Source organism: Paenibacillus sediminis (assembly GCF_017873765.1).
GTDB lineage: Bacteria > Bacillota > Bacilli > Paenibacillales > Paenibacillaceae > Paenibacillus_AG > Paenibacillus_AG sediminis.
The window spans coordinates 1,070,474-1,093,138 of the sequence record NZ_JAGGKP010000001.1; the positions used below are offsets into that span (position 1 = coordinate 1,070,474).

Sequence of the window (22,665 nt, forward strand, 5' to 3'; positions counted from 1 at the left end):
AATCACAAAAAAGGCTATCCGCCTAAGGGTTAACCCTCCCGAGCGGATAGCCTTTTCTGTACCATTCCTTACTTGATCATTTTACGCTGAAATTCAGCGATACGATCATATTCTTCTTCAAGCTTGCGTGAGATTCGAATATATATAGGAAGAAGTTCACGGTAAATCTTCACGTGCTCTTCATTAGGTTCATGCTGATTCGTCATCCCAATCATGTCTTTCACGACATCCAGAGAATCGATTTTGCCGATAGCATATAGACCAAGAACAACTGCCCCGAGGCAAGAACTTTCAAAGCTCTCAGGTACGACAACTTCTTGATCGAAAATATCAGCCATCATTTGGCGCCATAATGCAGAACGTGCAAATCCGCCTGTTGCATGAATTTTAGCAGGTCTGCCTATGCGTTCTTCAAGTGCTAGCATCACAGAATACAAGTTAAAGAGTACGCCTTCTAATGCAGCACGTATCATATGTTCCTTCTTATGATGCAGCGACAATCCAAAGAATGAGCCGCGTGCATCAGGATTCCACAAAGGAGCGCGCTCCCCTGCAAGATATGGATGGAACAATAGTCCATCAGCACCAGGCTGAACTTGTTCAGCAATTTTAGTCAGCACATCGTATGCGCTAATTCCAAGTCGTTTCGCCGTTTCTACTTCAGATGCAGCAAATTCATCACGAATCCAGCGGAATATGACTCCGCCGTTGTTAACCGGTCCTCCAATGACCCACTTATCCTCTGTTAATGCATAACAGAAAAATCTTCCTTTCGGGTCCGTTACGGGTCTGTCTACTACTGTCCGGATCGCTCCGCTCGTTCCAATCGTTACCGCAACAACTCCAGGATCGAATGCGCCTACACCAAGATTGGAGAGCACTCCATCGCTTGCTCCTACTACAAATGGAGTAGAGACGCTTAGTCCCATTTCCTTCGCATAAGCAGTATCCATATTTCGCATAACATGAGTAGTCGGTACAAGTCTAGATAGACGGTCACTTGTAACGCCTGCAATACGCAGCGCTTCTTCGTCCCAATCCAGCTTCTCAAGGTTAAGCATTCCTGTTGCGGAAGCTAACGAGTAGTCAACAACATATTCGCCAAACAATTTTGCAAAAATATACTCTTTGATGGAAATAAATTTACTTGTTTTATTAAAGAGTTCTTGCTCCTCACGAGAGAGCCACATCAGCTTCGTTAGAGGTGACATTGGATGAATCGGCGTTCCCGTACGCATGTAAATCTCGTGGCCGTTATATTCTTTCTTTAATACTTCAGCCCATTTAGCGCTGCGATTATCCGCCCAAGTAATACAGCGAGTTAACGGATTCCCATCCGCATCAACAGCAATAACACTGTGCATCGCTGAGCTGAAAGAAACGAGCAAAATCTGCTCAGGTCTAACGCCCTCCTGCCCAACAATTTGTTTAACCGAATACATGACCGCTTCGAAAATTTCATCAGGGTCCTGCTCAGCAACGCTGGCAGTGGGAGTATACAAAGGATACTCCCTGCCTGCCTGTGCTGCTACTTTACCGTTTTCATGAAACAAAACGGCCTTGGTGCTTGTTGTGCCGATATCGACACCAATCATGTATTGGGAAGATCCCATACGATTACCTTCTTTCTAACTTCTTACTACCCTTTATACTATCATGTTCAAAATAAGGATGAATATAAAGGATACAACAGACAGAATTGTTTCCATTACTGTCCATGATTTAAGCGTCTGAGATACGCTCATATTAAAGAATCCTTTAACAAGCCAGAATCCAGCGTCATTCACATGAGACAAGATGATAGAACCAGCGCCTGTTGCCAGTACAACTAATTCTACATTCGCCCCTGGTGTCATGGCAAGAACTGGGGCAACGATACCCGATGCTGTAGTCATGGCTACTGTAGCTGAACCAGTCGCGATACGGATTAGAACAGCAACGAGGTATGCAAAGAAAATAATATTAACGTGTGCTGATGTAGCAATGCTTGCAATCGCGTCACCTACACCGCTGTTGATCAATGTAGATTTGAATGCACCGCCACCGCCAATGATTAAAATAATTGAAGCTGTAGGTGCAAGACATTCGCTCGTAAAGCGAGAAATATCTTCTTTGGAAAAACCGCGTGCAAATCCAAGTGTAAAGAAAGATACTACAGCAGAGATCAACAGTGCAATGACTTCATGACCGATAAACTTACAGAACGCTGTAAAACCACTTGCACCATTCGGGTCAATAATGTCAGCAGCAGAGCCAATTAACATCAAAATTACTGGCAGCAAAATCGTAAATATCGTAATGCCGAAGCCTGGAAGATCTTTCTCATTTTTCGTTGTAAATTGTTTTGCAAGTTCTGGATCAGGTTCTACAACGACGCGTTTACCGATATATTTACCGAATACCGGACCAGCCAAGATCGCAGCCGGAATACCGACAATAAGGGCAAAAAGAATTGTTTTCCCTAGGTTAGCTTTGTACGCATCAATCGCAATCATTGGAGCCGGATGCGGCGGTACCAAACCGTGTACAATGGACAGCCCAGCAACAAGCGGAATACCAATTTGCAAGAGCGACATTTTCGTTTTGCGTGCAACCGTATACAAAATAGGTACTAATAGAATAACCCCAACTTCAAAGAAGATCGGAATACCGACGATAAATGCGACGATCATCATCGCCCAGTGCACCCGTTTTTCGCCAAATTTATTGACAAGAGTAACAGCGATTCGTTCTGCACCGCCCGATTCAGCCATCATTTTCCCGAGCATTGTTCCAAGACCTATGACGATCGCTATCGTTCCCAGCGTACCGCCTAAGCCCTTAGTTACAGAATCAATGACATCTTCAGGTTTCATGCCGACAATTAATCCTAAGAATATGGACGTAAGTAATAAGACAACAAATGGATTCCATTTAAATTTAGCGATAAATACAATGAGCAAAACAATTGAAATCAATGTCCACACTAGCAATGTAGCGTTATGACTTAATCCTAAAAGAGAAGTCATGATATTTCCCCCTATTTTAATATATGGTCTGCTTATCCAACTTAAAGTATACTTGTCGACAACGTATGGAGAAGCAGACAATCAATTTTCCATTATTCTGCTTTAGCATTTGTACCAAATGCTCCGGATCCATTTTGGCACAAGACAGCGTTTTCATACCTTCCCTAACTAGAGAACGGGTTCCTCGAATAATCTTACATACTTGTATACAAGTTATTGAGTGATTTGATTATATAACACTGCTTTTGTTTTGTAAACGATATCACAAAATGAATTTAAGAAAGTTAGTTGCGATAGTTATTCATTTCCTTTTCCAATGATTTATTTAACGTTTTCGTTCTAAATACCGTTGATAAAACCAAATAGAAGCTCCTAGCAAACAACCGCTCATCAAGTATCCCCCTGCAACGTCGCTTGGATAGTGAACGCCTAAATAAATCCGGCTAATTCCAATGATCAAAATAAGCAAGGCGCATACCAAAATAATGATGACTCTCCCAAGTAGAGAAGGAACATGTTTCCACAGTAAAAAAGCGATCACTCCATATAAACTGAACGCAGCCATAGAATGGCCGCTTGGAAAACTATAGCCATTCGCTTCAATAATGCGGTGGATTGTAGGTCTAGCTCTATGAAATGCTAATTTTAACGCAGAGTTCAGGAGTGTTGAGCCAATCATTACGCTAATGAACAAAATCAGTTCTCTGCGATGTCCTAAAAATACGTATAAAATGACCATAGTGACTATCGCTATAATCGAGGCAGGCAACCCTGCTCCAATATTAGTGAAAAATATCATCACCTTAGTTAACTGAGGCGACTCCATTCCTTGGATATAGTAAATGATGGTATCGTCAAAATTTCTAATTTTCTGATCGCTGATGAATAGTGCAACAAGACCGAATCCAATCGCACATATGAGACTTGCCATAAAAGCACGAGAAATTTGAAGTTTTAAATTGTTAAACGGCTTAATGAATCTCTCCTCCTTCTTCTTATCATTTTCTAATACTCTTCTAAAGAAGTTCCCATATTGCAGCATTATTATAATCATGTATTTTATTTCAGTTTGCTGCAAAGAGGTGTACTTATGCTTCATTCATTGATTGAATTTATTTCATCAATTGCTGCCTATTTCGTCCAAAGTTTTGGCGTGGTAGGAATATTTATGGCTATGATGCTCGAAAGCGCATGTATCCCGTTACCCAGTGAAGTGATCATGCTGACTGGCGGATTTATTGTCCATCAAGGATCATTTCCATTCTGGGAGGTTGTATGTGCTGGTGTTCTAGGCAACTTAGTTGGTTCAATGTTAATTTATTGGGTCGGCGCCAAAGGTGCAAGATCAGTTCTTGAAAAGTACGGCAAGTTCATCCTTTTAAATCACAAGCATCTTCGTCAATCGGAGTTGTGGTTTAAAAAGTACGGAGAGTGGACTGCATTCTTTTCACGTAATCTTCCATTCGTTCGAACCTTCATCTCGTTACCTGCAGGAATATCCGGAATGAACTTTTATAAATTCTGTATGTATACTTTTTTGGGATGCTTACCGTGGAATATTGCTTTAACTTACTTAGGCTATAAACTCGGTGAGAATTGGAAAATCGTCGAATCCTTCATTCATCCAGTTACCTACGGGGTTATAGCATTAATGATTCTGCTTATTGCTCGGTATGTAATGAAAGCGATGAGACAAAAGAAACAGTTAACTTTGTACAAATTACTAAGAGAGAATAACGAGGAGTTGTAATATGAATGTAACTAATCTTGATTATCAAATATTTCAAATGATTAATGATCAGGCAATCCGTCACGGTAGCTTGAATGGGTTCATGTGTTTTTTTGCACAGGATGCACAATATCTATTGTTACTCGGAATGATTATCTATTGGTTTACTAGAAATAGACTCAATCGAATGATGGCTATTGAAGCTGCCATATCTGTATTATTAGGAATGGGGATTAGCTTCGTTATCGGACATTTCCTTTATAGAGACCGTCCCTTTGTCGATCACACCGTCATTCAATTGATTAAGCATGCAGCCAATGCATCATTTCCAAGTGACCATGCTATAGGGGCTTTCGCAATTGCAACAATGTTCTTACTTTATGGTAAAAGAATGCGATTTGTATGGATCATCATTGCAGCGTTAATTGGTTTCTCACGTGTTTGGACGGGGGTTCATTATCCAACGGATGTTATTGCTGGAGCAATCATTGGAATCGTATGCTCTGTCGTCACTCATCAAATTTGTTCCCACTCGAACGCTGTAAATAAATTAATCATTTCAGCCATTCGTATCTATGAGAGCTTGGAAACTAAAATATGGACGAAACGGACAGAGACACAAACTAGAAATATGTAATTTGTAAGGAAAGGATCATTATTAGAGTCCTTTCCTTTTTTATTTATTGGATAGGGAAACCAATCATAACAGTTGTACCTACATTTTCTGTACTGATGACATCAATTTCTCCGTTATATCGTCTAACAAGACGCTTCGCTATAGCAAGTCCTAATCCTGTACCGCCTTGTTCACGACTTCTCGCTTTATCGACACGATAAAATCGGTCAAAAATGTAAGGGATCGCTTCTTGCGGAATTCCAATTCCTTTATCGATCACTTGGATCCATACGCGATCTCCTTTTACAAACCCGGCCACTTTAATCTCCTTCTCATGCACTGAATATTTCACGGCATTATCGAGCAAAATGACCAGAATTTGTTCCAAATGCTGAGGAACGATCCGAACATGAACTTCTATGATCTGTTCTAAATCTTGTTTAAAAACAAATTCCGGGTACAATTTGGCGAAATTTGTTAAATTATATTGTATGGTTTCACTAATGTTAATCGATGGTACTGCTGTATTTGGCGTTTCTGCCTCTGCTCGCGTAAGCTCAAGAAGCTCATTTACGATACCTTTTAGACGTTGCAGCTCTTGAGACGAAACGCTAAGCGATTCCTCTAAAATTTCGGGCTTATACTTTCCCCAACGATTTAGCAAAGAGATATGACCTTCCAAAATAGAAATTGGCGTTCTAAGTTCATGTGAAGCGTCCTCAACAAATTGTTTTTGCTGTTGAAAGGACACCTCTAATTGATCCATTAAGTCATTGAACACTTTTGCCAAATTCGACAATTCGTCGCTGTTATCTAAGAAATGAACTCGTTCTTGAAGTCCTTTTTGCTTTATTTTGATCATCGTGTCAGTTATAGATTGGATAGGTCTGATCAGCTGCTTGGATAGAAAAATCCCTCCCAAAGCGCTCAATAATATGGCACCCACTCCGCCTGCAAACATAACCGCTAATAATACATCACTCAATCTATCTGTTATTTCTAAGTCATTGACGATTTCAATGGTACCGGTAAAATGATTTAAGATCAGCGGGCTTCTTAAAATGAGTAAGTGATCCTCTAAATGCCACGCGCTGATCATACGAGTACTATGAGCTACTTGTGGCCTTACCCATGTATCAGGCAAATTATCAGACACTGTTAAGATAGGTGTTCCTTTATCATCCAGTATGCGTATCATTTGATGAGTCTGGTTAATATCTTCAATGAAACTGCGGCTATTTGGTATTTCTTCAGCAGTTTCATCTTTTTGTTTAAAATAACCTTGAATTGCATCCATATTTTTGGTGATTGCATTCTCTTCTTGGTTCATCATCCATTTATTGATTACAAGGTATTGAACACCGTTGTATAAGAGAAACAGAATGCACAACAGAAGTGATGCCCAGACTGCTAACTTCCACCTAATAGGTAAATGCGAGAAGATCAACTTTACTCTGTTCATCGAATCACATACCCCAGTCCACGAGAAGTTTGAATATAACTTTCTTCACCTGGATCATCGATTTTACTCCGTAAGTAACTAATGTAAACATCGACTACATTCGTTTCTACTTCGGTATCATACCCCCATACTAGGTCCATCAACATTTCCCTTGTCATAACTCGTCCAATATTTTGCATTAAAACGAGCAGTAGATCAAATTCTCGTTTCGTCAAATCAATTGTACGATCCCTTTTACGAACAGTTCTTGCACCTACATCTAATTCAAGATCCTTAAATGTTAGAACATCACGATGCTTCTCTTCGATCGAATCGGTACGTCGCAGAAGAGAACGCATGCGAGCGAGCAATTCTTCAATGGCAAAAGGTTTAGGAATATAGTCGTCAGCCCCGCTATCCAGTCCCATTACCTTATCCATTACACCGTCTCTCGCCGTAAGCATGATGATCGGAGTTCTTTTCTCTTTTCTAACCCGCCGACATACTTCTATACCATTGATTCCTGGCAGCATTAAATCGAGCAAAATCATATCCCATTGTCCATTCAAAGCTAACTCCAGTCCACTCCGTCCGTCATGTGCAATGGTGACAGAATACGATTCATGCTGCAGCTCAAGTTCAATAAAACGGGCTAAATTCTTCTCATCTTCTATTAGTAAGATTTTCTTCATAATTTCCCTTCTAACTTTGTCGAATTTACAGATTATACAGTTACAGTTTACATCTTGCACATTAAAAATATATAAGAAATCGTTTTGATGGATTTTCTCATAAAATTTTAATATTGTTTATCTAAACTTGGTAACTGAAAACTCACATTGAAACGAGGAACGTCATTGTCTAAAAAAATTAAACTTTTCATAGCAACCATCATTGTAACGATATCTGCCATCAGTTTGTCTAGCTACAATGCTAAACAAAATTGGTTAGAAGCAAAGTCTCAAGCAGCCGCTGCCACAAAAACATTAAATTCAAAACCATTTTATAACCACATCGTGATCGTTGTTGAAGAAAATCATACGTCTAAAAAAATTGTAAACAACCCCTCCGCCCCATATATTAACAGTTTAATGAAAAGCGGAGTAAATCTAACGAACCACTATGCTATTGAACATCCTAGCCAGCCTAATTATCTAGATTTATTTTCTGGATCTAATCAAGGAGTAACGAACGATAAAGTTCCACCCAAAATGCATACAGACAATCTTGCCTTTGAACTGATCAAGCATCATTTCACTTTCGGCGGTTATTCAGAAGGATTACCTAAAGTCGGTTATGATGGTCCCTATTCACTAAAAACGAAGTACGCAAGAAAGCATAACCCTTGGAGTAATTTCACAAATTTACCTTCAAGTATTAGTATGCCTCTTTCGAGTTTCCCTAAAGATTATAATCAATTGCCTACAGTTTCCTTCGTCATTCCTAATTTGGACCATGACATGCATGATGGAAGCATCAAAACTGCTGATGACTGGCTAAAAAAACATATGTCTTCTTACGTCCATTGGGCCACTGGGCATAACAGTCTATTCATCTTAACGTGGGATGAAGATGATATGAGCAGCAACAACAAAATACCAACCGTTATAGTAGGCGCTAATTTGAAAAATGGAGTCTACAATACAAAGACGAATCATTTCACGATACTGCGTACAATTGAAGAAATATACGGATTAAATTTCTTAGGAAAAAGTAAGAATGCTCAACCACTTCGCATATGGAAATAGCAATTTTATAAATAATTAAGATCATGTGGAGGTCATCATGGTTCAACCTAAAAGCACAAGTTCAACAAATGAACAAAAATCAGGGATAGCAATATTTATTAATTTCATTCTTATTATTTTAGTTCTCGCAACGATCATCGTCATATTGCTGAGCAACAACAAATCACTTTTAAAAAGTGCTCTACAGATTCCATTTGTGAATCGTGTTCTACCATCAGCTCATGTTGCCGGAGATCAGATTCCCAAAAAAACTTCAAATCAAAAACCTTTAAATCAGAAAGTTACAGATCAGAAAATTAAAGCCCAGAATAATAATAATCTAAATAATCAACAAGTCCAAAATAATACAGTACAGCAAAACACTCAGGATTTATCACAACACCAGTCTGGACAACAGATCCAAGCACCACCAGGCAATAAGCATATTAAAGAAGCAAAGGACATTGCCAATGCTTACGCAAGTATGTCTCCAAGTAAGGCCGCTTCTATACTAGATAATCTATCGATTGATGAAGTGGTTTACGCAATGACAGAAATGTCAAGTGATGAACGCTCGAATATTTGGAGTAAAATGGACCCTGCTAAAGCAGCTGATCTATCCTTGTTACTTAAGCCTCGTTCTACGGTCACAGACAACGAAGTAGCACAATTGCAACAAAAAGTGAATGTGATTGTAAAAAATAAATTGAAAAATCAGTCCATTGATGAGCTTCTAAATACATACTCGAAAATGCCGCCAGTCCAGGCAGCTAAACTGATCGATCGATTAATGAATCTTAATTCTACCAAAACACTAAGTATGTTAAAGAAAATGGATCCTAATCTTCGCGCTCAAATACTGACCGCCATGTCATCTGATCCGAATATGATTAGTACAGCTACGACAATATCACAGTATTTATTACAATAATAAAACTAAAACAATAAAGCTGCCCGTATTCAGCGCTTTAGTTGTGTGATTCACCTATGAAGTAATTCTGCCAAGTTGCTTAGCATACCGATATATTTTCCGGAAAGTTCTTTTATCTTTCAGTTCCTTGAAAATGTAGACATCTGGTCGTGTATTTACTTCCAGTATCCATGGTTTGAAGTTCTTATCAATTCCAATATCTACACCGATCGAATTGATGCCTGGATATTTTTTCTCTAACGACAAAGCAATCTCGACTCCTAGATGATTCAAGATTTTAAGATATTCTGTTATTTGATCAGCTATTAAATAAGGCTGTAATAGCGTTTCGAGTGGCAACGGCGTGCCACCACTGTGATAATTCGTTACGATTTTCTTAGGGTGTGCTAAACGTCCTATAATACCTGTTGACTCCCACACCTTTTTGGGATTCTTCTGAACCATAACTCTAACATCAAATCGCCGGTTCTTATACGTTAACAATTCTATACCTTGTTGAACTAAATAACTGGGTTTTAATTTATGCTTGTTAATAGTCTGATATAAAGAATTGTAATTTCTTAGAGATTTGGTTTGTATCCCTGACTGATATCGGAACTTTGTATTATTACTAGCAGACAGTTGTTCTACCCTCATAACCCCTTTCCCCTGAGTACCTATAGTTGGTTTTAAGTAAACCATCGCAAATTGTTCCAGCATAGAGAGAAGTTCTTCCTTACTCATCCTTCTCGTCTTCGGAACATATTCTCTAATATGTTTGTGTTTAAGTAATGTTTTTGTTTTCAGCCATTTGTCGGCAACAATGAGTATTTTCTTCATTCTCTTATCCCCTAACCGCTTCGTGTTCAACTGTATTATGAACCTGTCTTCCATAAATCCCTTCTAATCGATCAGCTGTTACCCCCCAATTGAATCTGGTAACGACATCTTCTCTTCCTTGCTGTGAGAGTTTTCGAGAAAGTCCTTTGTCTTTAGCAATTCGTACAATTTGTGAAGAGAATGCACGAAAATTTGAATAACTCCTTACGAGCAGTCCATTCTCTCCGTGTCGTATAATTTCCGGAATACCGCCAATATGAGAGGCAATGACGGGTAAGCCTGAAGCGAGAGCTTCGACAATGACAAGCCCAAAGGCTTCATGCTTCTGGGAAGGGCACACAAAACAGTCACCTAAGGAATAAACCTCATGCATGTTTTTTGTTCTTATATTACCAAGAAACCTTACAGGCACTTTGTATAATGATGCTAAACTTTTTAAGTTTTTTTTATAATCACTGTTCTTAGCACCACCTGCAATGACCAAATTTGCTGTTGGTATTGATTTTCGTACTTCTTTCATTGCTTTAATCAGAACGGGTATACCTTTTCTAGGGATCAAGCGGCCAGCAAAAACAACGGTGAAATGGTTAGGAACATTGTATTTTTGACGAATCTGTTTTTTTTGTCTCATTGATGGAGGTTTAAACTGAATTATATTTACACCAAGATGTACATGGTCTAATTTGTGCTTATAACGAGGAAACATAGTCATTAGATTCTGTTCCAGTGAGCGGCTGTTCCCTACGATCAGATCAGCTTTTGAAAGGTCTAATTCTGCTTTTTTCTGAGAAGTCATTGGGGGCGTAACGAATGTTAATGAATGAAGAAATACAGAAATGGGTGTATCTGGGAATCGTTTGCGAACCATAGGTACATATTTCGGACGATTATCGATTTGGATCATGTCATAATGTTCTTTTTTAACTCGATCAAGAGCTGAAGATAAATAAACTAAAGGCTTACCTTTAGGGACTCGAATAATGTTCAGGTTACCTGTATGTGTAGCAGTTGAATATTTATGATGCTGACGGCTGAGTATCGTTATATTGTGTCTCTTAGCAAGCTTTGTAGATATTTGAAAAATGCAATTCTCAACTGATCCACCAGCCGTAGGCGGGACCGGGATCTGTTCAGGAGCAATGATTAGTATATTCACTGTAAACCCAACCTTCCCTCAAGCCAAAAAATTCATTTCGTCGTTATACATTCCTTTCACATTATGAACTAAATACTTCTTGAGATTGTGCACTAGTCTAGTCAGCCTAAAATAACTTAAAACACAACTTGCACGGTACGAATATACTGTACTAATTCAATACAACGAAGAAGAAACTGCTTTCTGTTAATAAAAATTTAAAAGATCCGATCTCTTCAGGCATAAAAGTGACGATCCCTACTATTGATTTTGATATTGGAAACGGCAGAATGTCCTTCATTAATGGCTGCATGAGTCTTAGCCCTTTGGGAATACTCTGTGATATTAGCTCCAGAACTTTTCTCACTCTCTGAGACGCAACAACACTCACTTTAAAAATATCTCATTAACTGTTACCATAATGGTTATGAGCGTTTATTATAGCTAACCATTCAAAACAACTAGAGGCAGATGAATAAATAAAATGATGTATCACATAACATATTTATCGGACGGACTTAAGGTTAAAGGCTATTTATCTTTGCCCTATGGTTTCGGACTTCCCATATCAGAGCTGCAATCTTCACTTAGCCAATTTTATGGCTCATCAGATCTTCCGATCCGACAAATATCCCGTAACATCCATCCAGAAGAGCAAGATATTCGGCAGCGCAAATGGCCTGTCCTTATTTACTGTCGAGGCGGCATTGGCAGAGTTGGGAGTGTTAAGACCGATTGGCTCGAACAATTTTCGAATCACGGGCACATCATCTTCGCTCCCTCCTACCGCGGCAATGAAGGCGGAGAAGGACGAGACGAGTTCGGGGGGCAAGATCAAGAAGATGTATTTTCTGCATATCGCTTTTTAGAGAGTCTTCCCTTTGTGGATTCGGATCGAATTTCTGTGATGGGGTTTTCTCGCGGTTCAATTAATGCCGCACATACAGCAGTACAGATGAGAAATGTATGCAAGACGATTTTTTGGGGCGGCGTATCCGATTTAGCGAAAACCTATGAAGAGCGGATTGATCTTCGCCGGATGCTAAAGCGTGTCATTGGCGGTTCACCTGCTAAGAAGCCCGAAGCTTATGAAGCTCGTTCTCCCATTTATATGGCGGAGCGTATTCAATCCCCTGTTCTTATCATGCATGGCACTCAAGATATCCAGGTGGATTTCAGCCACGGATTAAATATGTACAACAAGCTCAAAAAACTTGGCACAAATACTGAATTCCATCGATATGAGGGTTACGGTCATCATATGCCGCCTGACATTCATAAATTAGCTATTGAACGTATGTTTAAGTGGATCAACAATAATTGACATACCATAATACAATAAGAAATCGTTATTCCAAAACCATTTTCATCCCGTGAGCTTTCTACACCTAGAAAGCCTGCTTGCTCGGATGCCAGCTTCACCATTTCGTCAGCCATCTCCTCATATCCGTGATCCCCTTCAGTTCTTTGTGAAGAAAAAATAACAGCGTAGTATGGTGGCTTTAAATTCAACATCACTTTTCCCCCCTCCTGAACATTGACATGCCAGAATTCTAAACGTATAATTCTTCAGATCGGCTACTAACCGAGATTACATCATAATCCAACCGTAACTATTTATAGATTACATCATAAGGAGACTGAAATGAACAACGAAAACGAAGACTTGAAGAAACGTCTGACACCTCTACAATATGAAGTTACGCAAAATAACGGCACTGAACCCCCATTTCGCAATGAATTTTGGAATCATAAAGAATCAGGCATTTATGTCGATATCGTATCGGGTGAGCCGCTATTTAGCTCTCTGGATAAATTCGATTCAGACTGCGGCTGGCCATCCTTCACAAAACCCATTGATATAAGTCAAGTTACAGGTGTTGTAGATACGAGTTATAACATGATACGGATGGAAATTCGCAGTAAAGAAGCTGATTCTCATCTTGGTCATGTGTTTGAAGACGGTCCCGAACCAACGGGCTTACGCTATTGCATTAACTCCGCTGCCCTTCGTTTTATTCCAGTAGCTCAACTTGAAGAGGAAGGCTACGGTCATCTTAAGTCTATATTCGTAAAATAATGAAAAGGCCGAGATCATCATTTGACGAAATCTCAGCCTTTTTCATTTATTGCCAACATAATCAGTTAGGAAACAGAGCTTTGAATAAGTACAACCGCTAATGACAAGATTAGAAGTATAATCGGTGCAGCCATTTGAGCGACTGAGCCTTTAATTCGAATATGTACAAAAATGGCGTGAGAATTCACCTGACCTGCAATTGTTGCACTCGAAAGGAGACAGTCACTTTATGCTAGCCAGACCAGCGCATGAACGGCAATGCCAAATCGCGGTGGTCCTATCTGGCTGCGGATCGAATTGTTCATATGAATTCCCCTCCTAAATCTCAGTGTAACTTATTCCAATAGCCAGCACAAATAATTGATATGTATCCACTAACTAGACAAGCTGCTATGCTAAATCAAAAATCCCTTGGCTTCCAAGGGATTTGTCTATTACCGTATGATTAAATAGGAAGTAAGGCTACTGTACTTTTCGCTTCTAATTGTTCTACCATTTGAATCCAAGCTGCCGGCTTGTTAGATAGAACCGAATAATAGCGACGAAGAAACTTAACGATTAATTCGGCTGGCAGCTCGCTGACGTTGTCGTCCGTTGGCATAAAACATAGGTCAAGTCCTTCTACCGCCACTCCATCATTATTCCAAGAAGGATGAACATAGGTGAAATCGAGTCGTTTATAACCAAGATGAGATAATACCTCTCTTCGAACATACGGATCCATCGGTTTTACACCGCCGAATTCGTGATCTTTGGTGCGGTATGGATCGTAAATTTCGGCAAACATTCCGAATAGCTCCTTACCATTCGCCTTAGCAAGTTCAAGCAGATCATGATGTCTGTTGAGATACAAGAAGCGACCAATGCCAAGACCCGGCTTCCCAATGATCGTAAAATCAGTCATAGCTACATTGAAATCTTCATAATAGCGGTATTCCGTCGCCCCTACTACGTTACCTTCGTGAACGGCAACAAATACACGAATGCCTGGATCTTCTAATGGCTCTTTCCAAAGGTCAAATTCCAGCACTTCTTCGGGTGGAAATATTTCCTGCATCAATCGATGCATTTTCGCAAATAAAGGGTCCGCAATGTTCGTAATGCGGCGATATTCCATCTTCGTCATTTATCCTTCTCCTTATTCATGTTTAGATGATCGAAATGGATTTCTCCATTCCATCAATGTTCCGTAATTACGCGATTGTTCATCCTCTAAATAATTTGCTACGACTTTGACAGGTGTGCGGCCGCACCGAAGCAGGAACGTGATGACAGGGTCCTTAAGCTCGCCTTTGATGACTGCTTCGATATATTGCTCTGCTGTCATTTCGTCAGCTTTAAGATGATAACCTGGCATTCTTCCCCCGCCTAGCAGACGTTCTAAGCCTAAGTGAACGACAACATCGTACATAGAGAACATCAGCCATTTACCTAAGCCTAGCTTGCGATAGGAAGGCCTTACACTTATGTCTACGACATACAGTGTATTGCCGTTAGGATTGTGATTACGGATATAACCGTTATCCGTTATTTCTTCCCACGTATGGTCAGCATGGTCTGGATCGAAATCAACAATCAGGCCGGTCATTGAACCGGCCACTTCTCCGTTCACTTCAACACATAACGCCCCTTCCGGGAAAAATGTCACATGGTTCGTTAATTGTTCAGTGTTCCACCATAATTCAGACGGAAACGGAGGAGGGAAGCTCTCCTGCTGAACACGAATCAATGATTCAAAATCCTTCTCCTTATAATTCCGAATGACAACCGGAACCGTTCGGTCCTCATTAAATACAAAAAATTGTTTATAATACATGGATACCCCCCTCTGAAGAGGCCTCAAAATCAATTTACTTCCAATCAGGATACAAATCTGTCCGACGGTCTCTCCATGTAGTAACGGATCCACGTTCACGAACTTGGTACAGAAGATCTAAATCAAGATCAGCAGTGACGATCATGTCATCGTTGATCTCTCCTTCTACCAGAATGCCTCGTGGAGGAAATGGAATATCATTCGGCGTAATCACTGCTGCCTGACCGAAATTAGCTCGCATAAAGTCTACAGTCGGTAATGTGCCTACCGTACCCGTAGTTACGACGTAAACTTGGTTTTCCACCGCTCTCGCATGGCTTGTGTAACGAACGCGGTGGAAACCATGACGATCGTCTGTACATGACGGACAGAAAATCACATCTGCACCTTTCGCTTTCGCCATCCGTACAATTTCCGGGAATTCAATATCGTAGCAAGTTAGCATAGCAATCGTGCCTTTTTCGGTTTCAAATACTTGAAGACCGTCACCAGCCGACATATTCCATTCATGAACCTCTGTTGGTGTGATGTGAAGCTTAGATTGCTCAGCAATTCTGCCATCCGGATAGAATAGATGTGCTGTGTTGTATAATTTCCCGCCTTTACGTGTCACGTGTGTTCCGCCAATGATATGCATTGTAGTCTTTTTCGCAAGCGAGGAGAACAATTTACGGTACTGCTCAGTAAAGTCCGGCAGATCATTTATCGATAAAGGATTTCCTTGGCTATCCCCGATTGACAAGAGCTGTGTCGTGAAGAACTCAGGAAACAACACAAATTCTGCTCCAAATTCTTCAGCAGTTTTTATATAATGTTCCACTTGTTTAGCAAACTCATCAAAGGAACTTATCGTATGAAGATGATATTGTACAGCAGATACTCTTATTTTCATATGGCCTCCCAGGTAACTTTGTTTATAACGCCATTATGAAGTGTGTGGACTTATTTTAGCAAGTACACACTTTCAAGTAACCTAGTATCTAAACAGTAACTTCGTCACACATGAATTCATGTGCTTCGTCTTTCCAGACGACTTGTTCTCCGTAATTTTTGCCCCAGTTATACATCATTTTCAGGACAGGCATTAGACTTTCACCGTGTTCTGTCAATGAGTATTCTACCCGCGGCGGAACTTCTGGATACACTTTGCGATGGATTAATTTATCCTCTTCCAATTCACGCAGTTGATTGGTCAACATCTTTTGCGTAATATGCGGAATCAATTTTTTCAGTTCACTGAACCGCTTCGTTCCTTCCAATCCTAGATGCCATAATATGATCAATTTCCATTTGCCGCCGATGACTGCAAGTGTTAATTCTTTCTCGCAATTTATCTCTTTAAGGTTAATTCGATGTTTTACTTCATAAGCCATTTGTATCATCCTCCTTCCGATAATACTTAATAGTATACAATAAGCATGTACTTACCGTAAGTATCTATATAGTTCTTTTGTAAACTTTATGTGACAGATATGAAAAGGGCTGTCCTTCTAGAGAACGAAGGACAGCCCTTTATTTTTGTTAATCAGCGTTTAGGAATGACTTATTTCTTTTCTACAGCGTGTCCGCCAAATTCGTTACGAAGAGCGGCTACGACTTTACCTGTGAACGTATCGTCCTCAAGGGAACGGTAACGCATCAACAAGGACATAGCGATAACTGGAGTTGCAGTTTGAAGATCGAGTGCTTCTTCAACTGTCCATTTACCTTCACCAGAAGATTGCATAACACCTTTGATTGCATCAAGTTTAGCATCTTTGGAGAATGCACGTTCAGTAAGTTCCATGAGCCAAGAACGAACTACAGAACCGTTGTTCCATACGCGAGCAACTTTTTCATAGTCGAAGTCGAAATCACTTTTCTCAAGTACTTCGAAACCTTCACCGATTGCTGCCATCATACCGTATTCGATACCGTTGTGAACCATTTTCAGGTAGTGACCGCTGCCGGCTTTACCTGCATACAGATATCCATTTTCTACAGCTGTGTCACGGAAAATTGGTTCAACGATTGCCCAAGCTTCAGGGTCTCCACCAACCATGTAGCATGCACCGTTACGAGCGCCTTCCATACCGCCGGATGTACCAGCATCCATGAAGTGTACACCAGATTCTTTCAATTCGTTATAACGACGAATGGATTCTTTGTAGTGGGAGTTACCTGCTTCAATAACGATATCTCCTTTAGACAAGAACGGAGTAATTTCTGTCAATACGTTATCAACTACACCGTGAGGAACCATGATCCAAACGATTCTTGGAGTAGGCAAAGCTTTAACGAGTTGTTCCAAGCTTGCCACGCCTTGAGCGCCGTAAGATTCCATTTGTTTTACTGCAGCAGTGTTAAGGTCAAATGCTACAACTTCATGTTTGTTATCGATCAAATTTTGACCCAAGTTCAATCCCATTTTTCCTAATCCGACTAATCCTAATTTCACGATGATTACCTCCTGTATTTACAATCCTGATTGATTAATTAAGTATTTGTTTCAAAAGCTGATTAATGAGTTACAGATAGTTCTTTTTGGTCAGCTTTTTCTTCATCTTGCCACCATTTGAAGCCTTGTTCAGCAAGCAGACGGTCAGATGCTTCAGGGCCATATGAACCAGCTGGATATGTTTCAAGCGGTACAAGATTTTCTTCGAATGCATCTAGAATTGGTTGTACTAATTCCCAAGCTTGCTCAACTTCTTCCCAATGCGCGAAGAACGAAGCGTCGCCTCTAATAGCATCGTGGATGAGCAATTCATATGCTTCTGGAATATTGTCGCTTGCAGGTGAGAAGTCCATATTAATGGATTCCATTTCACCATTTTTCAGCAGATTTTTACCGTTCAATTGCAACGTAATTTTTTCGTTCGGATTTATTTGAATCGTTAGCAGGTTAGGTGCAGCCTTGCTGCCTTGCAAATCCTGCAACGGATCTTTAAATTCAACAACAATTTTAGTGCATTTCTCAGCCATTCTTTTGCCTGTACGAATGTAGAACGGAACTTCTCTCCAGAAAAAGTCCTCAATCCACAGACGGGCAGCAATGAACGTATCCGTCATTGAAGAAGGATCAACGCCTGGCTCTTCACGGTATCCTACAACAGGTTTGCCATTCATCTTGCCAGCCGTATATTGAGCACGAACTACGTGTTTAGCCACATCTTCTTTTGCAATACGGCGAATCGATTTCATAAGGCTGCTTTTTTGGTTGCGAATATTTTGCGGTGTAATTGGAGTTGGCAAATGCATAGCTGTCATAAGAAGCATTTGCAACATATGGTTTTGGAACATATCGCGGATTGCACCAGTACCATCGTAGTATCCGGCTCTTTCCTCTACCCCAACCGTTTCACTTGCTGTAATTTGAATGTTTGCAATGTACTGGTTGTTCCAAAGAGCTTTGAGGAACGGATTAGCTGCAACCAATGTTTCAAGATTTTGTACCATTGGTTTACCTAGATAGTGGTCAATGCGGAAAATTTCATCTTCCTCGAACGATTTGCTCAATTTTTCATTCAGTTCACGAGCTGATTTCAAATCATGTCCGAATGGTTTTTCAATAATGAGACGTTTCCAACCCTTAGTATTACCGAGGCCGCTTTCTTTGATATTTAAAGCAATCACATCAAAGAATTCAGGGGCAACGGACAAATAGAACAAACGGTTTTGAGGAATGTTCAGCTCTTTCTCACGAGATTCAACGAGCTTAAGCAATTCCTTATAACCTTCTTTATCCGCTGCATCCAAACCATAATATCGGAAATAACTGATGAATTCCGCCACGCTGGCATGATCTTCTGGTTTGCGTCTTGAGAAAGTGTTCAGCGAATTTTCGACATATTGTTGAAATTCGTCGTCAGAAAATTTATTTCGTCCCAAACCGATAATCGATAAAGTCCGCGGTAATTTTTGTTCTAGATATAAGTTGTACAGTGCCGGGAATATTTTTCTCTTTGCTAAATCACCGGTTGAACCAAATAAAACAAAAGTCAATGATTCCAAGGTTCTCTCCTCCTTTTATTGCTTATCTCTCTAGGGTCTATTTTTTGTCCCAAACTATATTATATATACAAATTCGCATTATAGTAAGTACTGACTTAAAAGTTGTTTCATTTCTTAAAATGATATTCTTGCTCAGAAATGTCATTAAAACGCCTTATTTTCAAGGAAAAACCGCATTTTTTATTCGACAAAAATTTTTTTTATTCGACATAAAATAAATAGTCCTCACCCTTCGCGAGGACTATTTAAAACAAGAGAATCTACTCTAAATTGGCATGTCTACCAAACATTGTTGTAGAGCTCATACCTTTCTTTTCCATCATTTTTAAGATGACGGCATCAAAGAATACTAAGAGTGTCTGCTCAAATAATGCCCCCATTGGTTGAATGGTGAAATCACTATTTGATTTATCTTTAGGAGAACCCGGCAATTTAACGGTGATATCCGATAATTTACCAATGCTGGATTCTGGAAAGATCGTAACAGCCGCAACAGTCCCTTGAATATTCTTAGCTTTTTCTGCCATAATAAGCAAGCTTTTTGTTTCCCCTGAACCTGATCCGATGATCAAGATGTCTTCTTTTTCGAAGTTAGGAGTTACGGTTTCACCAACAACGTAAGCGTCCAGTCCCATTTGCATCATACGCATGACAAATGCTTTGGCCATAAGACCAGATCTTCCCGCTCCAGCTACAAAAATTTTCTTGGATTCAAGAATAGAATTCACCAATTTGTCAGTTTCTGCTTCTGGGATGGCCGCAATCGAGCGATTTAGTTCTTTAACAATTTCATTTGCATATTGTGTCGTCTGCATCGTGATCATTATCCTTGTTTAATCAATTTTTGCATTTCTGCAGCTGTCGCTTTCATATCTTCTGCGCCAGTAATACCACCGCCTACGATAACTAGATCCGGCTTAGCTTGAATCACTTCAGGCAATGTGCTGAGTTTAATACCGCCTGCTACAGCAGTTTTTGCATTTTTCACAACACGTTTAATTTTTTTAAGGTCTTCAAATGAGTTTTGACCTACAGCTTGAAGATCGTAACCTGTATGCACGCAAATGTAATCTACACCCATCGCATCAAGTTCTTTAGCACGTCCTTCAATATCTTTAACACTGATCATGTCGACCAAGATTTTTTTGTTTTGTTTCTTCGCTTCCGCTACAGCCCCTTTAATGGACTCGTCTTCCGCTACACCAAGAATGGTGATGATGTCAGCTCCTGCTTCGGAAGCTTTCATGACTTCATAGCCTGCAGCATCCATAATTTTAAGGTCAGCAAGTACTTTTAGGTTAGGGTATGCTTGCTTCACTTCTTTCACCGCTCTAAGACCTTCGTTAATAACGACAGGTGTACCAATTTCGACGATATCGATATACGGTTCAACCTCTTTCAATAATTCGATGGCTTGCGGAATGTTTACCAAATCTAATGCTAATTGCAGTTCCATGTGTTTATCTCTCCTCATGTAAATGTATTTTATGATTGCATGTGTCTTCGTATTATGATGATCCTGCCACCTAATTATTTAACTTTCTCTATGGGAAGTTTTTAGCGACAGTCCATCTACTTACACACTTTGTTGTTTGAGACATACATAATACTAGGTCCAGACTTTCAAAAAAGGAAGTACGCACTTTAAAGTGGCGTAGTTACGAAAAGTATACTATTGTGTGTTTTGGCCGAATTATGAACATAAAAAAAAACCGCGATGTACGCGGTTTAATAACTGCCTGTTAACGATTGGTTATACTCAAATACCCATTCTACAGCATCCGCCACGGACTGAACGACATGACGTGCATGCTTCTGTACCTCTTCTTGGCTGTTCTTCATCGCAAAGCTATAAGGAGTTAAAGCGAACATAGACAAGTCATTAAATGAATCCCCAATACAAGCGACTTCGTCTCTCTGTAGACCTAAATGATGAATTAACACTGATAAACCTTCTCCTTTAGAGACATGAACCGGCATGACGTCAAGGCAATCCTTATCTGAAATATATAATTCAAGTTTGCCTTTAAATTGTGCACTCAAATCTGCTTGTAAAGATCGCAGTTTATCCAGTTCCCCAAAAAAAGAAAACTTGCTTGGTTGTAATTCATTACTCGCTAATGCGGATTCAAGATCATGTTTCTCTACTCCTGTACCGAACACACGCGCTTCATAAGCGATCGTTTCCTTCGTTCTTTCGGTAAAGTAAAATGAATCATCTGTACAATAAATAAAATTAACAAGGTCATCTATTCTCGTTGCTCGAAACAACTCCAGAGCCGTTTCAGTATTCATATGATTTGAGGCTATTAATTTCTTCGTATTCGTATGTACCGTAGCTCCATTTTGGCTTACAGCAAAAAATTGTTCGTCGAAATGCTGCATCACTTGACTTAACTCAGTGAACATCCTTCCTGATGCAAAGCATATATGATAATCGTTAGCTCGGGCTTTCTTAATTGCTTCTTGATCTTCAGTTTGAATTTGGTGGTCACGGTTTAATAACGTTCCATCAAGATCGCTAACAATCAGTTTAATCATCGTTATTCTCCTCCGATACAATGAATAGTTGTACACCATGATCCGACAGCTCATTCATCATTTTGTCACTTGGACGCTTATCCGTAATGAGTAAGTCCACCTCTTCTAAATCAGCAATTTTGTAAAACATCTGATGTTCAAATTTCGTATGGTCTGCAAGCACAATGACTTGACCTGCTCTACGAATCATCTCACGCTTAACAGCTCCATCTTCTTCATGAGGAAAAGACAAGCCACTCGAAGTAATTCCACATGCGCCTAGAAACAATTTGTCTACATGGTAATCAGCCAATTTCGATAATGTTGCAGATCCGTATAAGAAACGGTGCTTTGGATCCAATATTCCTCCGAGCAAATGAATCGTTACCTTTTCTTTCTTGGAAAGAGTGTCAGCATTATCAATCGAGTTGGTTACAACAACAATATCCTGAGCAGAGATGTTCTCAGCCGCATATTGAACCGTTGTTGAAGCATCCATTGCAATAAAATCTCCATTTTTGACAAGTGTAGCAGCAAATCGTCCAATCTCCTGCTTCTCGCCTGACTCTTTGGTTAGACGATCTTTATACTCTTTAACTTCCTTGGTTTGAGTCGGTAATACTGCACCACCGTGCGTTCGTATAATCACTCCGAGCTCATCCATTTTTAATAAATCACGACGAGCAGTATCTCGAGATACTTCAAATAGACGGCAAATATCTTGAATACTTACACGCTGATGCTCTTTCAAATATTCCAAAATAGCCTGTATTCGTTCTTCTTGATACATCGATGAATTCACCTGCCTTCGTAGTTGATAATGAATCATAAAATGTATGACTTCTTAAGT

General features: G+C 39.8%; 22 protein-coding genes and 2 pseudogenes. 6 read left to right on the plus strand and 18 right to left on the minus strand.

Annotated features, from left to right (window positions below):
• Positions 1-68 precede the first annotated feature (68 nt).
• The 3 genes from gntK to J2Z20_RS05165 all read right to left on the minus strand — a co-directional run bounded on the left by gntK (position 69) and on the right by J2Z20_RS05165 (position 3,939).
• Positions 69-1,613, minus strand: a complete 1,545-nt coding sequence (gntK, locus tag J2Z20_RS05155; RefSeq protein ID WP_209846035.1) for a gluconokinase — start codon at positions 1,611-1,613, stop codon at positions 69-71.
• Positions 1,614-1,646: 33 nt separating this feature from the next.
• Positions 1,647-3,008, minus strand: a complete 1,362-nt coding sequence (locus J2Z20_RS05160; RefSeq protein ID WP_209846038.1) for a GntP family permease — start codon at positions 3,006-3,008, stop codon at positions 1,647-1,649.
• A gap of 325 nt (positions 3,009-3,333) precedes the next feature.
• Positions 3,334-3,939 (minus strand): phosphatase PAP2 family protein, encoded by a 606-nt coding sequence (locus J2Z20_RS05165; protein WP_245252022.1) that lies wholly within the window; start codon positions 3,937-3,939, stop codon positions 3,334-3,336.
• Between the two features lie 159 nt (positions 3,940-4,098).
• Between J2Z20_RS05165 and J2Z20_RS05170 the strand changes: the two genes are divergently transcribed.
• Positions 4,099-4,758, plus strand: coding sequence for a DedA family protein (locus J2Z20_RS05170; RefSeq protein WP_209846042.1), 660 nt, complete (start codon positions 4,099-4,101; stop codon positions 4,756-4,758).
• Position 4,759: 1 nt separating this feature from the next.
• Positions 4,760-5,374 carry an undecaprenyl-diphosphatase gene (locus J2Z20_RS05175; RefSeq protein ID WP_209846046.1) on the plus strand — a complete coding sequence of 205 codons (615 nt, stop codon included), beginning with the start codon at positions 4,760-4,762 and terminating at the stop codon, positions 5,372-5,374.
• A 43-nt stretch (positions 5,375-5,417) separates the two neighbouring features.
• Here the strand turns inward: J2Z20_RS05175 and J2Z20_RS05180 are convergent, their stop codons facing one another.
• Together J2Z20_RS05180 and J2Z20_RS05185 are read right to left on the minus strand one after the other, a co-directional pair.
• Positions 5,418-6,815 (minus strand): sensor histidine kinase, encoded by a 1,398-nt coding sequence (locus J2Z20_RS05180; RefSeq protein WP_209846049.1) that lies wholly within the window; start codon positions 6,813-6,815, stop codon positions 5,418-5,420.
• Positions 6,812-7,486 carry a response regulator transcription factor gene (locus tag J2Z20_RS05185; RefSeq protein ID WP_209846061.1) on the minus strand — a complete coding sequence of 225 codons (675 nt, stop codon included), beginning with the start codon at positions 7,484-7,486 and terminating at the stop codon, positions 6,812-6,814. The genes J2Z20_RS05180 and J2Z20_RS05185 overlap by 4 nt, the downstream gene beginning before the upstream one ends.
• Positions 7,487-7,651: 165 nt before the next feature.
• Here J2Z20_RS05185 and J2Z20_RS05190 point away from each other — a divergent pair, with 165 nt between their 5' ends.
• Both J2Z20_RS05190 and J2Z20_RS05195 read left to right on the plus strand, forming a co-directional pair.
• Positions 7,652-8,542, plus strand: coding sequence for an alkaline phosphatase family protein (locus J2Z20_RS05190; protein ID WP_245251865.1), 891 nt, complete (start codon positions 7,652-7,654; stop codon positions 8,540-8,542).
• 37 nt (positions 8,543-8,579) lie between these two features.
• Positions 8,580-9,452, plus strand: a complete 873-nt coding sequence (locus tag J2Z20_RS05195) for a magnesium transporter MgtE N-terminal domain-containing protein (RefSeq protein WP_209846064.1) — start codon at positions 8,580-8,582, stop codon at positions 9,450-9,452.
• Positions 9,453-9,506: 54 nt separating this feature from the next.
• Here the strand turns inward: J2Z20_RS05195 and J2Z20_RS05200 are convergent, their stop codons facing one another.
• Both J2Z20_RS05200 and J2Z20_RS18220 read right to left on the minus strand, forming a co-directional pair.
• Entirely contained in the window at positions 9,507-10,271 is a 765-nt protein-coding gene (locus J2Z20_RS05200) for a YheC/YheD family protein (RefSeq protein WP_209846067.1), read from the minus strand.
• A 4-nt stretch (positions 10,272-10,275) separates the two neighbouring features.
• Positions 10,276-11,427 (minus strand): glycosyltransferase family 4 protein, encoded by a 1,152-nt coding sequence (locus J2Z20_RS18220; protein WP_209846070.1) that lies wholly within the window; start codon positions 11,425-11,427, stop codon positions 10,276-10,278.
• A gap of 463 nt (positions 11,428-11,890) precedes the next feature.
• On the opposite strand from J2Z20_RS18220, the gene J2Z20_RS05210 reads away from it, so the two are divergent.
• Complete coding sequence (locus tag J2Z20_RS05210) at positions 11,891-12,730, plus strand: alpha/beta hydrolase family protein (protein ID WP_209846073.1); 840 nt, start codon at positions 11,891-11,893, stop codon at positions 12,728-12,730.
• A gap of 14 nt (positions 12,731-12,744) precedes the next feature.
• On the opposite strand, the pseudogene J2Z20_RS17915 reads toward J2Z20_RS05210, so the two are convergent.
• Positions 12,745-12,921, minus strand: a pseudogene (locus J2Z20_RS17915) (antibiotic biosynthesis monooxygenase family protein); the annotation flags it as partial.
• Positions 12,922-13,060: 139 nt separating this feature from the next.
• Between J2Z20_RS17915 and msrB the strand changes: the two are divergent.
• Positions 13,061-13,486: pseudogene (msrB, locus tag J2Z20_RS05215) on the plus strand (peptide-methionine (R)-S-oxide reductase MsrB); the annotation flags it as partial.
• A gap of 445 nt (positions 13,487-13,931) precedes the next feature.
• Here the strand turns inward: msrB and J2Z20_RS05220 are convergent.
• The 10 genes from J2Z20_RS05220 to J2Z20_RS05265 form a co-directional block, all read right to left on the minus strand.
• Positions 13,932-14,603, minus strand: coding sequence for a GNAT family N-acetyltransferase (locus J2Z20_RS05220; protein ID WP_209847320.1), 672 nt, complete (start codon positions 14,601-14,603; stop codon positions 13,932-13,934).
• Positions 14,604-14,624: 21 nt separating this feature from the next.
• On the minus strand, positions 14,625-15,302 hold the full coding sequence (locus J2Z20_RS05225) for a GNAT family N-acetyltransferase (RefSeq protein ID WP_209846077.1): 678 nt from the start codon (positions 15,300-15,302) through the stop codon (positions 14,625-14,627).
• Positions 15,303-15,336: 34 nt separating this feature from the next.
• Positions 15,337-16,194: a carbon-nitrogen hydrolase family protein gene (locus J2Z20_RS05230; protein WP_209846080.1), complete on the minus strand. Its 858-nt coding sequence runs from the start codon at positions 16,192-16,194 to the stop codon at positions 15,337-15,339.
• An 88-nt stretch (positions 16,195-16,282) separates the two neighbouring features.
• The gene (locus J2Z20_RS05235) at positions 16,283-16,675 is read right to left on the minus strand and encodes a winged helix-turn-helix transcriptional regulator (protein WP_209846083.1); all 393 of its coding nucleotides are present in this window, start codon (positions 16,673-16,675) and stop codon (positions 16,283-16,285) included.
• A 170-nt stretch (positions 16,676-16,845) separates the two neighbouring features.
• On the minus strand, positions 16,846-17,739 hold the full coding sequence (gnd, locus tag J2Z20_RS05240) for a phosphogluconate dehydrogenase (NAD(+)-dependent, decarboxylating) (RefSeq protein WP_209846086.1): 894 nt from the start codon (positions 17,737-17,739) through the stop codon (positions 16,846-16,848).
• A 62-nt stretch (positions 17,740-17,801) separates the two neighbouring features.
• Positions 17,802-19,295: a glucose-6-phosphate dehydrogenase gene (zwf, locus tag J2Z20_RS05245; RefSeq protein WP_209846089.1), complete on the minus strand. Its 1,494-nt coding sequence runs from the start codon at positions 19,293-19,295 to the stop codon at positions 17,802-17,804.
• 260 nt (positions 19,296-19,555) lie between these two features.
• Complete coding sequence (gene hxlB, locus J2Z20_RS05250; protein ID WP_209846093.1) at positions 19,556-20,110, minus strand: 6-phospho-3-hexuloisomerase; 555 nt, start codon at positions 20,108-20,110, stop codon at positions 19,556-19,558.
• Between the two features lie 8 nt (positions 20,111-20,118).
• Positions 20,119-20,751, minus strand: coding sequence for a 3-hexulose-6-phosphate synthase (gene hxlA / locus J2Z20_RS05255; protein ID WP_209846097.1), 633 nt, complete (start codon positions 20,749-20,751; stop codon positions 20,119-20,121).
• Positions 20,752-21,023: 272 nt separating this feature from the next.
• A complete protein-coding gene (locus J2Z20_RS05260) occupies positions 21,024-21,836 on the minus strand; it encodes a Cof-type HAD-IIB family hydrolase (protein WP_209846099.1) in 813 nt (270 codons plus the stop codon).
• Complete coding sequence (locus J2Z20_RS05265; RefSeq protein WP_209846101.1) at positions 21,829-22,605, minus strand: DeoR/GlpR family DNA-binding transcription regulator; 777 nt, start codon at positions 22,603-22,605, stop codon at positions 21,829-21,831. Before J2Z20_RS05265 ends, J2Z20_RS05260 begins: the two co-directional genes overlap by 8 nt.
• Positions 22,606-22,665 lie beyond the last annotated feature (60 nt).